The following is a 13,667-nucleotide window of genomic DNA, read 5'->3' on the forward strand; positions in this document are numbered from 1 at the left end:
GAAATGAAGGATATAAAGCCTAAGGAGTGCGTAGTATGTGGGGAGGATTTTATGCCGTTTAAGACAACTGAAAGAGTTTGTTCTTTGACCTGCGCACTTGCTTATGCTAAATCAGATGTAGACAAGAAAAACGCTAAAGCTTGGAGAAAAGAGAAGAAGATCAGGAAGGAGAAATTAAAGACTCAAAGCGACTGGTTGCAGGACCTGCAAAAAGACTTCAATACATTTATTCGTTTAAGAGATAGAGATAAGCCTTGTATAAGCTGTGGAACTACGAGAACAGATATTAAGTACGACGCGGGGCATTTTTGGACTACAGGTGGATTTCCTAACGTGAGATTTGATGAAGATAATGTCCATAAGCAATGTAGCAATAATTGCAACCTAAAAAAGTCCGGAAACATTAACGAATATCGTCCGAGGCTTATTGAAAAAATTGGAATTGAAAGATTCGAGGCTTTAGAGTTCAAAGCTAGAAATGGAGTTTTAAAGTTGTCCATACCCGAGATAAAAGAAAAGATTGAGTATTACCGCTTAAAGATTAGGGAAATGAAAAAGGATCTTATAACTATTTAATTGTTGTTGAATTACCAAGCACAGATGATGAGTGCGGTCGGGGTTGTGAGTTGGTTAGATGAAGGAGGGTGCTTGGTGTTTTTAAAGAGAAAATAAAAAATAATAAAATGACAAAGTGGGCTAAATTTTTAAGAGTTGTTTTATACTCAGGATCTGTTTTTTTATTCGTAGGTTCAACGTATCTGTTATTTGTAAAAGAGTATACTTTTTACGAATTTATTTCTGCAGTTATGTCTGGCTTTATAGCCTTTATTTTTGGTAAGGACGGTAAAATTGTATTGTTTGAGAAAAAGTAATAAAACGTGATGCTAGCATATAGGTAATGCGCTAAATAGAAATGAATATGAAAGTGACTAATAATTCTAAAAAAAGAGCTGAATTTTCTAATACAAACATTGGAATTCCGCATAAAGAATTGCTCAAAAAAGCAGGTGTAAAAACTTTTACTGAATATGAAATAGAGGATTTGGGTAATGGTAGGATTAAAGTTATACCAAAATATTAAAACGTGTTGCCAGTATATGAGATATACGACCTTAACAATAGATAAGTGTTACTGAGCGAAACAGGGAGCATCAGCAAAGCATAGTATATGTTTTAAATTAAGTTATGACAGCCCGGAAAGACGGGCAACCAAAGAACAGTGGCGGGTAAGACCGCAGTAATGAGATAGTAGCGTTTAGCACGTGAGGTGCGAGTGGATTACTCTGAAAACACTTGGAGGTGTTGCTGGGAGGAGGCTCTTAAAAGTATGCTGAAAACCCCATTGTTCTTTTTTTTAAAAAAATGAAGTATGACAAGTGAGGAGTTAAGAAAACAAATTGAAGCTATTCCAAAAGAAGAGCTAATTGAAAAAGTAGATCAGATTTTATCCGACTTATGTCAAGGAGGAAAGAAGTTCAGAATGACAGTGCCTCCAAATAGGTATGATTCTGATTTGCTTATAGCGGAACTAATAAGGCGATACAAAGAGTCTTAATAATGTGGATTGATTTAATGCAGTAGGAACTATTTTTTTCATATTAATATTTTGTGATTTGGTGTCCCGCTGCTGTAATAGGTAGCGGGTATTTTTTATGGAGAGGATTAAATTATTTAATGAAGACAACCTGGAATTAATGAAAAGACTTCCAGATGAAAGTATTGACGTGATCTGTATAGATCCGCCGTATTTGTACTTGAAAAATCAAAAGCTTGAAAGACCGTTTGATGAGCATAAGTTTTTCTCAGAATGCAGAAGGCTTTTAACAAAAAATGGTTTTATCGTGATGTTTGGCCGTGGTGAAAGTTTCTATCGTTGGAATACGATTCTTTCAGAGCTAAAATTTAGCTTCAAAGAGGAAATTATATGGAACAAATCTTACACAACTTCCTCAATGCACGCAATTAGCAGGTGTCATGAAACCGTTGTGATATTTGGGAAAGATGCGGGAATAAATAATGTACGGGTACCTTATCTTGAGGTTAAGCAAGAAAATATATCTAGCATAATTCAAGATATTAAAAGAATCAAATCAGCACTTAATAACACAAAGGAACTGGAAGCTTTAGAGTTATTTATGACCAAAAGAATGATAGAGTTTGGTGAAGATAAAAAACGAGGGTTTAATACTACAATACAAGGTGTGAGTAAAGAACAATGTCGATCGGTTAAAACTATGCAGTCGGTAGTGTATGGAATGAAAGAAAAGAGTATTATAAATGTAAAAAGAAATCATTATGGTACAATTCATCCTACCGAAAAACCAGTCCGTCTTTTAGAACGGCTTTTAGCACTTGTTATTCCAGAATCAAAACCTCGTGAGGAAATTATAGTAGCTGACTTCTTCGGAGGTTCAATGTCTTGTATGGAAGCTGTACACAATATGGGAATGAAAGGAATAGCCTGTGAGATAGATCAGGAGTATTTTGAAAAGGGAAAAGAAAGGATAGAAAAACTACAACCGTTGCAGCCTGAATTATTTAGGTAGCGGGGTTTTTAATTATTGAAATGATTATGAAAAAATACAGATTTATAGTAAGGACAAAAACACATAGCTTTTCATTTATTCTTGAAGCTAATAACGAAAAGGAAGCAATTCAAAAAGGTTATGATTTGCATGGCGATTTAGTAACAACAGCAACTGTTGTTGAATTATAGTTGTGGGTTTTTAATTTAGGGAGTATGGAGAGAAAAGAGTACGAATATAATTTTCAAAAGCTATTATCTGAAAAAGCAGAATTAACGAAAGCTTTAATTAGTAAAGATAATGAGTTAGCTGAGTTTAGGAGATTAGAAGATAAGATCAAGGAAGAGCATTCTTTGATACCTAAAAGCTATAAGACAATTGAAGAGTGGTTGGAAGGGCATCCGTTTCCTGATTCAGTTAATTGCATGAGGTTTGAGAGTTATGCAATAGCAAGAGAAGTTCAGATAAGTTCTAATACTTACTATTTTGACTATCACATTGTAAAAACCAAGTAGAAAAAATCTAAAATTATAAACTAATTTTCTATGACAAAGTATCAATATTTAAAAGGTAAAGATATTTATGATAGAATGCATGGGTTGGAAATACAAATCAAAGATTTAACTGAAGCATTCGATAAGATTGACGAAGGATCTACTAAGAGATTAAGATTAAAGGTTGAAGTAAATGATAGAAGCGAATACGGAGATCATTATCCATCAAAAGAGTTTTCCAGAAAGTTCTTAAAAGATCTTATCCAAGAGTACAACAACGAGTTAAAAAATCTTGAAGAACAGCTAAGCAAAATTTAAAGTAATAATTTCTATGGCAGAGGGAGTGACAGGGAGTGCGGTGAATGAATAAATGAAAAGAAATGGCAAAGAAGAAGAGTGAAGAGAATGAAGGAAGAAAGCCGGAGTATGTGAAATTCCACGAGATGCCATTTGAGGGCAAGACAAAACGCTTTATGGTTGAGTCTTTGAATGGTGGTTTTAATTTGGGAAATATTATATTTTATCCGCAATGGAGAACTTACACTTTCCAGCCTAACCCAAATACAATATTCGATTCTAAATGTTTAAATGAGATTATTAATTTCCTCAAGTCTCTAAATGAAGATAGAAAACAAAACTTAAAAATGAAGTAATGGCAGGAGCACCAACAAAATATGATGAAGTATTCAATGAGCAGGTTTACAAGCTTTGTCTGCTTGGCGCCATTGATAAAGAAATTGCTGAATTCTTTAATGTTTGTGAGGCAACTATCAACAATTGGAAAATAGAATATCCGGAATTTTTGGAGTCCATAAAAAAAGGAAAACAAATTGCTGACGCAAATGTTGCCGATCGGCTTTATCAAAGGGCTTTAGGATTCGAGCATGACTCCGAAGAAATTAAAGTTATTGAAGGCGATATTGAGAGAGTGCCTGTGAGAAAGGTTTATCCTCCAGATCCTACAAGCGCAATTTTCTGGCTTAAGAATCGCCAGCCTGCTAAATGGAGAGACAAACAAGAATTGGAGGTTGAGCAGAAAAATAAAATCGACTATAGTAAAATATCTGATGAAGCTTTGCAAGAATTTATACAAGCGGGATTAAATGCAGAATGATGATGTACTTGGTGCTTTAGTAGAGTCCTTCAAGCGAAGGATTTTTGACTTTATAACTGTTCGTGAAGGTAAAAGGCACGAAAAGCAGGATGAGGCATTGCGTATTTTGACAGATGATATTACCACAGAATTTTTGTATGGTGGCGCAGCGGGAGGTGCAAAATCTTGGACGGGCGCTGCTTGGCTCATGCTTTCGGCTTTAGCTTATCCAGATACAAAATGGTTTATTGGCAGGGAATCATTGAAGAGGTTACGAGAATCAACATTGATAACATTTTTTAAAGTTGCAAAAGCATATAAAATTCCCAAGAATATTTTTAAGTACAATGGGCAGGATCATTATATCCAATTTACAAACGGCAGCCGGATAGATCTATTAGATTTACGCTACTTGCCATCTGATCAGCTTTATGAGCGTTATGGCTCTCTGGAATATACGGGAGGCTGGATAGAAGAAGGCGGAGAAATTAATTTCGGAGCATATGATACGCTTAAAACTAGGATAGGGCGACATATGAATGAAGAGTATGGTTTAAAGCCAAAGATTTTTGTTACATGTAATCCAAAGAAGAATTGGATGTACTCGTATTTTTATAAGCCAATGAAGGAAGGTTTATTAAAATTAAAGCAAAAATTTATTCAGGCATTTGTTCAGGAAAACCCTTTTATTACTACCGATTATATTGAACAGCTAGAAAGCACCACAGATAAAGCAAAGAGGGAAAGATTATTAAAGGGTAATTGGGAGTACGACGACAATCCTTATAAACTTACAATCTATGATCGAATACTAGATCTATGGAAAAATGATCATATTGAAAAAAAAGGACGGAAATATATAACTGCCGATGTTGCTCGTTTCGGTTCCGATTTGGCTACGGTTGGTGTTTGGGAGGACTGGGATTTAATTGAAGTTCATGAATTTGAAATCAGTAAAACAACAGAGATACAAGCTTGCATTCAAGCAATGCGGATTAAACATAAAATTCCGAAGCATAATTGTATCGCTGACGCCGATGGTGTTGGAGGGGGCGTAGTTGATAATCTTGACATAATTGGTTTTGTAAATAACGCAAAACCATTTGAGGAAAATACTGGACAAAGTAAAAACGCACCCAAATATAAAAACATGCAGACGCAGTTATTGGTTTATTTGGCTGAAAAAATAATTAATCAAAATAAGATGAATATTTCTGCTGATATATCAGAAAAGCAAAAGGAATATATAAAAGAAGAATTAGACACTATAGAAAGAATTCCTGATGTTGATATTGTTACTTTAGTGGATAAAACACAGATAAAACAAAATATTGGCAGGTCTCCAGATTATAGAGATATGATACTGATGAGGTGTTATTTTGACTTTAAAAACCCTGATCGTGTAGACCTTAAAACTTTAGGCAGAATGTTAGGATAATAAAAATTACTATATATGGATTTAAAAGGATTAGATGCAGAGGAAATAGTAAAGAAGCTGGATAAATTAAGACCGAACACAGACTATTTATCGAAAGCTGTTCTGCAGTACAATGTGGAAACCCACGAGATTTTCACCAATAAAACGAAATACCCGGATAAACTTGTTGAAACTGAAGAGGGGACTGCATCACAGCCTATTAATAGAATTGGTTTTGCGTTTCAACAGTTAATAGTTGATAAAATTGTGGCGTTTGGTTTTGGAAAACCTGTTACATACATTCCGACTAATGACAGTTTCTCATTGGTTCAGGATGTTTTAAAACAAAATAAGATCATTTCTTTAACGCGTGATGCAGCAAGGGAAGTTTACGGAACCACAAAAGTAGCAGAGGTTTGGTATTTGACGCCCGAAGCTGATAGATTGCGCGTTAAATTATTGCGACCAACAGAAGGTGACGTTTTCTACCCTGTTTTTGAGAATGGAGATATGACTGCCTTTGTTCGTGAAATTATTTTAAAGGACGATAGTGATAAAGAAGTTGAATATCGTGAGATATACACGGCTGAAGAAAAGATCGTTCTTAAGAAGGAATCACAATGGATTGAGGAAGGTAGAGAGCGTAATTTGATCGGCAAAATTCCTGTTGTATATGGTTCACAAAAGAAAACTGAATGGGATATTGTGCAGGTTTTAATTGAAAGAATGGAAGAGTTAGCTTCTGGACATGCTGAAACTAATGACTATCATGCAGATCCAAAAGTTAAGGCAAAAGGTGAGTTAACTGGTTTTGCTAGAAAGGGTCAGAAAGGGGCTATTTTCCAAATGGAAAAAGATTCGGAGTTAGACTATCTTACATGGGATAATAATACAGAATCTCAAAAATTGGAATTTGATAATCTCAAAGAATTTGTATACAAACTCACCCAGACCCCAGATATTTCATTTGAAAAACTTAAATCAATGGGTGCTATCTCAGGAGTTGCTGCACAGTATTACTTCATGGATATTCATTTGAAAGTTGAAATGAAGCGTGAAATATGGGATGATTACTTGACAAGGCGTATCAATATCATCAAGGCATTCCTGGCTAATGTACTCAGCACCAAAGACGCTAAAAAGCTAGAAGAACTCGAAGTTGATATTGTTTACAATCCGTACATGATCAACGATATGAAGGAAAAGATAAGTTATTTGATGGATGCAACTGGGGGTCAAGCTATAATGTCTGTGGAAACTGCTATGAGGAATCTTGGCATTGATGATCCGGTGGAAGAAATGCAAAGGATTAGAGATGAAAACGAATATTCGGCGGAAACAGAGAATGCTAAAACGTTTGGATTATGAAAAAGAAAGTAGTTAAAATACCTATCTATTTTGGAGATTTCATTATCATTTTAGATCCGGAAGAATGGAAGAACGTAAACGGCATTTATCAGCATCGTTTACAATGGGATAGACCGGCCGACGAAAGAGATGATGCGTTTGTTTTTGATGATTGTCAGAATGGATATTCAAAATACGTGGTGTGCTTTAAAGACCGGCCTAAAAACAGTGTAATTACTCATGAATGCGTTCATCTTGTAAACAAGCTATTCAAAGACCGTGGTCAAAAGTTAGATATAGAAAACGACGAGGCTCAGGCTTACATGACAGGGTGGTTTTTTGATCAAATAGAAAAATTCTTTAACAATATTGAAAATGGAAAATAATAAATCAGGTATTGAATCGAAAAACGTTTGGATTGCTCGCAGGAAAAAAGACTTAAGGTCCGTAATTATTGATCTATTAAATCAATACTCAGAAGTTCCAGTAGAACTATTTGAAGAACATAATGAGCATTGTAAGGCTGAACCAGATGAAAATATTTACATTAAAACAATGTGCGGTAAAACAATTACTATAGGACGTAACAAGCAATACGAATGGACTTCGACAGGCAACATAGAAAAAGAGTAGAGCAGTACTTAAGACGAGTTGAAAAGCTTTTCAACGATCTAGTTGAAAGTATTGTTTTTTCATCCCTTCCAGCAACTTTAAAGGAGGGGCTTTTCCAGTTCCGGAAATATCCAAAGATTACCAAGTATATCGAAAATGTTTTCAATCAATTCAACTCGGATTTACGAGAATTGATAACGGTTTCTACGGCTTACTCATGGAATGTTGGAGATTTGAAGAATGATGCTTTAAAACTAGCGACGCTGAATAGTATTTCCGGGAAAATTCCGGCTGACATACTAAATAAACTCAAAGAAGCGCCTATGCCTCGTAATGCTGAAGCTTTAAAAGCGTTTCAAGAACGAAAAACAGGCAAATTTACTATTTCAGACCGTGTATGGTCAATTACTCAGAATACGAAGAAAGAATTAGAATTTGCGCTTGATTTAGGATTGTCTGAAGGTAAAAGCGCTCAGCAGTTAGCCAGGGAAATTAAAAAGTATCTGCGAGAACCGGACAGGCTATACAGAAGAGTACGAGATAAACACGGAAATTTGACTTTGAGTAAGAATGCTAAAGCCTATAAACCGGGACAAGGTGTGTATCGTAGCAGTATGGCTAATGCTGTGCGTTTGACCAAAGAGGAAAACAATTTGGCTTACCGGGAATCGGACCAGCTTCGCATCATGCAGAACAATGACATTGTTGGCTATAGAATTGAACTGAGTAACCGTCATAAGATTGTTGATATTTGCGATGATTTAAGGGGTCTTTACCCTAAAAACTTTATTTGGAGAGGCTGGCATATCGGATGCATGTGTCAACGCTTTACAGTCCGCAAAACAGACAAGGAAATCATTGATGAAATAAACAAAGGGCTTAATTTACCGCCGGAAAGATCTGAGAATTATATTTCTGATGTTCCAGAACAGTTTAAAACATATATGGACGAAAACAAGGCAAAAATGGAAGGTTGGAAAACTCAACCGTCTTTTATGATGGATAATAAAGGTTATATCAAATAGAATTCTTAAATTTGTATTGAAGTGAGGGCGGGCATTGGTAGACGCTAAAAATTCATTAAATAGGATGCCACTAAATTGAGTATAAATAACATTTGAAATAAGCCTTGTGGAGGGCGTGCAGGTTTAAGTCCTGCTCACTTCAGTAAAAAATGAATTAAGTGATTGCATTAAGTTGTGATCACTTTTTTTTAATTGATTTACGTACCTTTACTGGATGATCTCGTGCCAAGAACAAAAACTATATGATGAATTAACGGAAGGATGCAATTTTATGCCCCTTCCGGACAAGCTTTTACTAATGGTTGAAAACTGCAACCTTACCGGAGAAATTCACCCGGAATTCCCGTTTATCTGCTATCATTTTCATTCGTATTCGTACACGAAACGACAATACGAGAGTCTTTGTGAGTTCCATGTGAAATTATTGGATAAAGTTCAGCAGCATAAGATGCTATCGGATAACGTAGCGAACACACTTATTGTTCTTAGAGAGCCTTTAGCACATTCAGGACAGCCGGAATACGAAGCTAAAAACATTGCGTACTGGAAGGAGATCGTGGAAAACACTCCCGAAATAAGATTCAGGAGTGAGTTTAGAAAGTACTTGGTTTGACTTACAAATAATTGTTCATAATGTCTTTGTAAGCCTTATCTAAGTCTTCAATCTCTTTTTTAGTTATTCTACCAGCGTTAATGTTGTTAATAGTAAACTTATTTGCCATTTGAATTTTCTTCAATAAGCTTTCTGGATTAATTACTCGATTTGATTTCTTTGTTAGATTGTTTTGCTTAATAAACTGATCTAAATTGGTTTTGATCTGCTTTTTCATTTTGATAAAATTTAAATATTTATTCAAAATTACAGACATCCTATTGTGGTGTTTATGAGGATACTTTATTTTCTAACATTTTTCCACTTTTTTCTAACATATTTTTTAGTAAAAATTTCCATAAGCCAAACGAATTCATTATATTAGAGATAATGGTATTTTTGCCAGATTTTAAAAATATTAAAATATGAAGTTGGAATTCGAAACGGCCACCTTAGGTGTGGATTTTGAAAAGTTACTCAGTACAGGAATCGAAATGAGTAAGATCGGGGAGGAATTAAGCAGTAGCTTAAAAAATTTGGATATGCCGATTGCGGAAATTAAGGATAAGTTTACAATTACGGCGGTAACGGGCATTGACCCATCATGGGCTAAACTAACGCCTTATCAAGAAAAAAAATGGGATTTTCCTGAATGGCATTTTGAAGTACCGCCTAAGGTGTATACCTTAAAGATCGATTGGGATTAATGAATCATTAGTAATCTTAAAAGCCTTCTTTTTGAGAGGGCTTTTTGTTATATTTACGGAAAACAAGTACTTATGGATGGATACGAAAAATTTATTGAGCTTTGTGAGACTTTTAATCTGGGAAAAGTTTTATATAGTCCTAAACATGGAGGCTATGGATACAATTTCTCACTAAATGACATAATAACGATGAAAGCTAATAATATGATCATGGATGCGAATGATGGTGGATTAGTTTTAGGGCCTCTACATGCTAACGGAGGTATTCAAGTATTGCAAATGAACGAAGATGGATCTTTCAATCATTGCACAGAAATGGAGGGTTGGGAATACATAACAAGTAGCTTAATTACTGAAAATGAACGCGAAGAGTTGCTTGCTATAAATGAAATTTACAAAAATTATGATAAAAATTTAAATACTGAATTTTTAATTCCTGCAAGTTGTAAAATAATTGATGTGTCGCATCTTAGTATGCCCGTTCTTCTTATTGACGATTATGGCAGAGTTATAATAAACCGTTTATCAACAAAAGAGTACATTAACAGAATCATAGAGATAGATAATAAAACAGCCCCTTAATGGGGCTTTATTTTTATTTTGATTCTGTATTCTTAACCAAGTCTGCTAAATTATCATTTATCGAGATGCTTGAAGGAGAGGTATAACCAAGCGCAATTGCAATTGCTTCTAAAGCCGACGGTTTAGAATCATCTGTTGAAACATTTAGACCGTTCTCTATAAGTTGATTCCTTTGTATTTGAACCGCTATGGAAAGCCTTTCATAATCAGTTAGATCTGGATAGTCTAGTTTCAAATCTTCTTCGATTCTGTGATAAGTTTGGATTTCTGTTCTCATTTATTAAAATTTTATTTCAAAGTTAACTCTTTTCCTTTAAGTGCGAAGAAAAGGTTTTGGAGTTGGAGGGCGTACTCTATTTTTTTGCTGGATATATGTTTTTTCCAACAACGATTTTAGGTAGATGATGATCTATAAAATCATCTAAAAATATCTCGCTCTTTATTTCTGTAACATGATCGTCCTCATCTATCGTAATCGAAAACATTTTGTCGAGGAATTCAATGGGAATTTCGTCTATAATTTCCTTTACCAACCTCTTTTTGTAAATTTCCATTTCTTTTGCTCTCATTTCAGTCTCTAATGGACTAAGGCTAATAGAGCGTATTCTTAATTTCTTTGATCTATGTATCATCATGCTGTTTTATTTCAAAATTACTTCAATTTTTGGATTATAAGCTGATACGGCATTACCATCTCTAAATCCGAACGTTTCTTTCTCAAGTTCAATATTCAGATCTAACCCCGGATTTTAGAAATTCGTCGATGTTTCTTTTGAGAGCTGTTTTCAAGTCCTCAATTTCTTTTTTTATTTCTGCTGTAGTTTTGTTGCTAATGTATGTTTCCATCTTAATTTCTTTGCACTCGTTTCAATGCTATTCTATTTGAAAGGTATTTGGTTTTGTAATCAAGAGTGTTTATTTCGTGCGAAGACATAAACCCAATTTTTTCGCTAAAATCAAATACTGCCTTTTCGAAGTTTTCAATTTTTCCCGGAAAACCTAATTGTTTTAAACGCATTACGTCATCAGGCCCGAGTCCGTTTTTCTTAATCTGCTCTTTAACTTGAACCAGCTCAAGGAATTCACAGCCCAAAGCAAGTGAAATTTCCATAAGCCTTCCGTTAAGTTCGTATTCATTCATTTTAAATAACATCAAGTTCAACAATTTTAAGCCATTTTTGAGGAGAATCATTCACTAATAACCAGTCATTTTTTAATTTAAGCTGAACGGGATCAAGCAAAACTTCTTCCTCTAAATCAATTCTTATTTTTTCAATCAAGGCTGATTTATCAGATGATACCCAATTGTTATAGATAGTATATTCTCTTTCAAATGGCAAATTATATGATTTTACAATAAATAATTTGCTATGTTCTTCTTTAGTTTGTTGACTCATAATCAATTCAAATTTATAACATAATACTGGATAGTTAATTTGTCCAGGAGTTTTGTATTCTGGACTATAAAATAGTTTCCACATTTAATCGGCTGCATGTCTTTTATTGTCGCTTTTACTTATTTGGAGTATTCGAGTTCATTGTTTCCAAACGACATAAAGAAATAAAGATTTTGTAATTGATGCACGTATTTCAGTGATTCAATTTGAATAGCATAATGGTCAATAGCCTCGTATTGTGTTATCCAAGTATGGTTTTCTCGATCAATCATTATGTACAGCGAGTCTGTAAGCCTAAGAGATTTGTACCAACTATTTGAGCATTTTTCAAACCCAAATTTATCTAACCAAACACTTGTTAATTCTACAGGCTTATAATACTCAATAGCCTCTTCAAGCTCTTCAACAGTTATTAAATCATCCTCAATCGTTTTGACAGTGTATTCATATCCATTGTACTTGATGAGGTTTCCAATTCTAAGTTCTTTTTTATCCATAAGTTAATTCTTTAAGTTGTTAAAATAGCTCTATTCACCTTCTCATCCATTCCAAAACCTTTTGAGTATCAAACAATAGTTTCTTTTTTCTTCTCCTTCCTTCATAGCCTCCTATGATCAGCTCGTCAGGATAATACTGACAGCGTAGAAGCGCATATACTTCTTTCTGTCCTTTTCCTGTTACTTCGCAAAACTCCGATAAATCCATTGTGATTTTTTGAACCATTGACAGTCTGTTAAATGCTACCAAAAGTTCGTTAAGTGTCATATCCGACGTTCTCATACTTCCTAAATCTCCCCTCATAAAAATAATACCGTGGTTATAATAGTAAAATTACGAAAATGAAAGTGTAAAACCAACAAATGCTATTGAAAATAAACGTTTTACGGGCGAAATTTACGGTAATTAATAATAAACCTTTTAATATGACAAGAGAAACTATAATTGAAAAGCTGAGAAACAAGTATGCAAACTTGGGTCTTGGTGACGAAATTTTAGGGTCGCAAGCAGATTTAATTTTAACCGGAAGCCCAACAGATGAAACTATTGATGGAGTAGTCGAAGGTGTAGGGGGATTATTAAAATCTATTCAATCAAGCTTGGATAAGGCAAGACAAAAGCCGGATCCCGAAAAGCCAAAGCCAACTACACAGCCAAATCCGAATCCGGAACCTAAACCAGGCACTCAGGATCAAACATTGGCAGAACAGGTTAAAGCGCTTACGCAATCAGTTCAGGCACTAGTAACCAAAACAGCTACGGACGATAAAAAAGGAAATCTTGTAAAAGCACTTGCTGCGAAAAACATTCCGGAAAAGTACTACAACAAGTTTCTTTCGACTGTGGATTATGGAGAAGGATATTCTGAAGAAGACATAGTAAAGTCCATGGAGGCTGAATTTGAAGATTTCAAACAGGCTTTTGCAACTGAAGGGGCGCAGGGTGGAAAACCGCCTATTGGAACCGGAGGAACCGACCAAAACAACCAAGTATTGAAAGACATTGAAAGGTTAGGATAAAATCGAAAACAAAAATGAGCAAATTAGGATTAAAGAAGACGGTAGTTGCGGGAGATAAGATAATTTTCGCTCACGTTCTTGAAACTGCTTTAGGCGGTTTCGTATTAGATACAACAGGGCTTACTGTTGGAGATAAGTTACTTGCAGGTACTGCATTTTCGTATGATGAAGCAACGAGAATGGCAAAGCCTGATCAAACTAATCCAAAGGGATTACTGTATGAAGATGTAGTTATTGACTCTGCAACTTCTGTTGATATTGTTCTTAGAGGAACTGTTTACGCAAACAGAATTCCAGCGTTGACCGATGCTTTAAAAGCTAAGATGCCACAAATCATTTTCTCACTTTCTAAATAATTA

27 protein-coding genes are annotated in these 13,667 nt (G+C 34.9%); 20 read left to right on the forward strand and 7 right to left on the reverse strand.

The features are described 5' to 3' along the window. Positions 1 to 3: 3 nt before the first annotated feature. The 16 genes from EL165_RS20860 (at position 4) to EL165_RS20925 (ending at position 9,126) form a co-directional block, all read left to right on the forward strand. Complete coding sequence (locus EL165_RS20860) at positions 4 to 576, forward strand: recombination protein NinG (protein ID WP_002984571.1); 573 nt, start codon at positions 4 to 6, stop codon at positions 574 to 576. Positions 577 to 683: 107 nt separating this feature from the next. Continuing rightward, a complete protein-coding gene (locus EL165_RS20865) occupies positions 684 to 872 on the forward strand; it encodes a hypothetical protein (RefSeq protein ID WP_126358686.1) in 189 nt (62 codons plus the stop codon). Between the two features lie 47 nt (positions 873 to 919). Then, positions 920 to 1,081, forward strand: a complete 162-nt coding sequence (locus EL165_RS25950; protein ID WP_164720346.1) for a hypothetical protein — start codon at positions 920 to 922, stop codon at positions 1,079 to 1,081. Between the two features lie 288 nt (positions 1,082 to 1,369). Further along, complete coding sequence (locus tag EL165_RS20870; RefSeq protein WP_002984566.1) at positions 1,370 to 1,555, forward strand: hypothetical protein; 186 nt, start codon at positions 1,370 to 1,372, stop codon at positions 1,553 to 1,555. 139 nt (positions 1,556 to 1,694) lie between these two features. Then, positions 1,695 to 2,546 (forward strand): DNA-methyltransferase, encoded by an 852-nt coding sequence (locus EL165_RS20875; RefSeq protein ID WP_228370589.1) that lies wholly within the window; start codon positions 1,695 to 1,697, stop codon positions 2,544 to 2,546. 26 nt (positions 2,547 to 2,572) lie between these two features. After that, positions 2,573 to 2,716, forward strand: coding sequence for a hypothetical protein (locus EL165_RS25955; protein ID WP_164720347.1), 144 nt, complete (start codon positions 2,573 to 2,575; stop codon positions 2,714 to 2,716). Positions 2,717 to 2,740: 24 nt separating this feature from the next. Further along, a complete protein-coding gene (locus tag EL165_RS20880) occupies positions 2,741 to 3,040 on the forward strand; it encodes a hypothetical protein (RefSeq protein WP_041462134.1) in 300 nt (99 codons plus the stop codon). A 30-nt stretch (positions 3,041 to 3,070) separates the two neighbouring features. Next, positions 3,071 to 3,337, forward strand: a complete 267-nt coding sequence (locus EL165_RS20885) for a hypothetical protein (RefSeq protein WP_002984558.1) — start codon at positions 3,071 to 3,073, stop codon at positions 3,335 to 3,337. Between the two features lie 62 nt (positions 3,338 to 3,399). Then, positions 3,400 to 3,672 carry a hypothetical protein gene (locus EL165_RS20890; RefSeq protein WP_002984556.1) on the forward strand — a complete coding sequence of 91 codons (273 nt, stop codon included), beginning with the start codon at positions 3,400 to 3,402 and terminating at the stop codon, positions 3,670 to 3,672. Continuing rightward, positions 3,672 to 4,133 carry a hypothetical protein gene (locus EL165_RS20895; protein WP_002984554.1) on the forward strand — a complete coding sequence of 154 codons (462 nt, stop codon included), beginning with the start codon at positions 3,672 to 3,674 and terminating at the stop codon, positions 4,131 to 4,133. Before EL165_RS20890 ends, EL165_RS20895 begins: the two co-directional genes overlap by 1 nt. Beyond that, positions 4,123 to 5,550: a terminase large subunit domain-containing protein gene (locus EL165_RS20900; protein ID WP_002984552.1), complete on the forward strand. Its 1,428-nt coding sequence runs from the start codon at positions 4,123 to 4,125 to the stop codon at positions 5,548 to 5,550. The genes EL165_RS20895 and EL165_RS20900 overlap by 11 nt, the downstream gene beginning before the upstream one ends. Positions 5,551 to 5,565: 15 nt before the next feature. Next, positions 5,566 to 6,897: a phage portal protein gene (locus EL165_RS20905; protein WP_002984550.1), complete on the forward strand. Its 1,332-nt coding sequence runs from the start codon at positions 5,566 to 5,568 to the stop codon at positions 6,895 to 6,897. Beyond that, a complete protein-coding gene (locus tag EL165_RS20910) occupies positions 6,894 to 7,262 on the forward strand; it encodes a hypothetical protein (protein ID WP_002984548.1) in 369 nt (122 codons plus the stop codon). The genes EL165_RS20905 and EL165_RS20910 overlap by 4 nt, the downstream gene beginning before the upstream one ends. Then, on the forward strand, positions 7,252 to 7,509 hold the full coding sequence (locus EL165_RS20915; protein ID WP_002984546.1) for a hypothetical protein: 258 nt from the start codon (positions 7,252 to 7,254) through the stop codon (positions 7,507 to 7,509). Before EL165_RS20910 ends, EL165_RS20915 begins: the two co-directional genes overlap by 11 nt. Then, positions 7,476 to 8,513 carry a hypothetical protein gene (locus EL165_RS20920; protein WP_002984542.1) on the forward strand — a complete coding sequence of 346 codons (1,038 nt, stop codon included), beginning with the start codon at positions 7,476 to 7,478 and terminating at the stop codon, positions 8,511 to 8,513. The genes EL165_RS20915 and EL165_RS20920 overlap by 34 nt, the downstream gene beginning before the upstream one ends. Before the next feature lie 298 nt (positions 8,514 to 8,811). Next, positions 8,812 to 9,126 carry a hypothetical protein gene (locus tag EL165_RS20925; RefSeq protein ID WP_126358687.1) on the forward strand — a complete coding sequence of 105 codons (315 nt, stop codon included), beginning with the start codon at positions 8,812 to 8,814 and terminating at the stop codon, positions 9,124 to 9,126. A 1-nt stretch (position 9,127) separates the two neighbouring features. Here the strand turns inward: EL165_RS20925 and EL165_RS20930 are convergent, their stop codons facing one another. After that, a complete protein-coding gene (locus tag EL165_RS20930) occupies positions 9,128 to 9,343 on the reverse strand; it encodes a hypothetical protein (protein WP_041462133.1) in 216 nt (71 codons plus the stop codon). Between the two features lie 187 nt (positions 9,344 to 9,530). Between EL165_RS20930 and EL165_RS20935 the strand changes: the two genes are divergently transcribed. After that, the gene (locus tag EL165_RS20935) at positions 9,531 to 9,812 is read left to right on the forward strand and encodes a hypothetical protein (RefSeq protein ID WP_002984536.1); all 282 of its coding nucleotides are present in this window, start codon (positions 9,531 to 9,533) and stop codon (positions 9,810 to 9,812) included. 72 nt (positions 9,813 to 9,884) lie between these two features. Then, a complete protein-coding gene (locus EL165_RS20940; RefSeq protein WP_002984535.1) occupies positions 9,885 to 10,394 on the forward strand; it encodes a hypothetical protein in 510 nt (169 codons plus the stop codon). 13 nt (positions 10,395 to 10,407) lie between these two features. On the opposite strand, the gene EL165_RS20945 is transcribed toward EL165_RS20940, so the two are convergent. The 6 genes from EL165_RS20945 to EL165_RS20970 form a co-directional block, all read right to left on the reverse strand. Next, on the reverse strand, positions 10,408 to 10,671 hold the full coding sequence (locus EL165_RS20945; protein ID WP_002984533.1) for a hypothetical protein: 264 nt from the start codon (positions 10,669 to 10,671) through the stop codon (positions 10,408 to 10,410). Positions 10,672 to 10,747: 76 nt separating this feature from the next. Continuing rightward, positions 10,748 to 11,029 carry a hypothetical protein gene (locus EL165_RS20950; protein WP_002984530.1) on the reverse strand — a complete coding sequence of 94 codons (282 nt, stop codon included), beginning with the start codon at positions 11,027 to 11,029 and terminating at the stop codon, positions 10,748 to 10,750. A gap of 212 nt (positions 11,030 to 11,241) precedes the next feature. Then, complete coding sequence (locus tag EL165_RS20955) at positions 11,242 to 11,535, reverse strand: hypothetical protein (RefSeq protein ID WP_126358688.1); 294 nt, start codon at positions 11,533 to 11,535, stop codon at positions 11,242 to 11,244. A gap of 1 nt (position 11,536) precedes the next feature. Beyond that, positions 11,537 to 11,791 carry a hypothetical protein gene (locus tag EL165_RS20960; RefSeq protein ID WP_041462132.1) on the reverse strand — a complete coding sequence of 85 codons (255 nt, stop codon included), beginning with the start codon at positions 11,789 to 11,791 and terminating at the stop codon, positions 11,537 to 11,539. 119 nt (positions 11,792 to 11,910) lie between these two features. Continuing rightward, entirely contained in the window at positions 11,911 to 12,288 is a 378-nt protein-coding gene (locus EL165_RS20965; RefSeq protein WP_002984524.1) for a ubiquitin family protein, read from the reverse strand. A gap of 34 nt (positions 12,289 to 12,322) precedes the next feature. Then, the gene (locus EL165_RS20970; protein WP_002984522.1) at positions 12,323 to 12,592 is read right to left on the reverse strand and encodes a hypothetical protein; all 270 of its coding nucleotides are present in this window, start codon (positions 12,590 to 12,592) and stop codon (positions 12,323 to 12,325) included. 122 nt (positions 12,593 to 12,714) lie between these two features. Between EL165_RS20970 and EL165_RS20975 the strand changes: the two genes are divergently transcribed. Continuing rightward, positions 12,715 to 13,308 carry a hypothetical protein gene (locus EL165_RS20975; RefSeq protein WP_041462131.1) on the forward strand — a complete coding sequence of 198 codons (594 nt, stop codon included), beginning with the start codon at positions 12,715 to 12,717 and terminating at the stop codon, positions 13,306 to 13,308. A gap of 14 nt (positions 13,309 to 13,322) precedes the next feature. Next, positions 13,323 to 13,664: a hypothetical protein gene (locus tag EL165_RS20980; protein ID WP_002984518.1), complete on the forward strand. Its 342-nt coding sequence runs from the start codon at positions 13,323 to 13,325 to the stop codon at positions 13,662 to 13,664. Positions 13,665 to 13,667: the final 3 nt, after the last annotated feature.

Source organism: Chryseobacterium gleum (assembly GCF_900636535.1).
Classification (GTDB): Bacteria; Bacteroidota; Bacteroidia; order Flavobacteriales; family Weeksellaceae; genus Chryseobacterium; species Chryseobacterium gleum.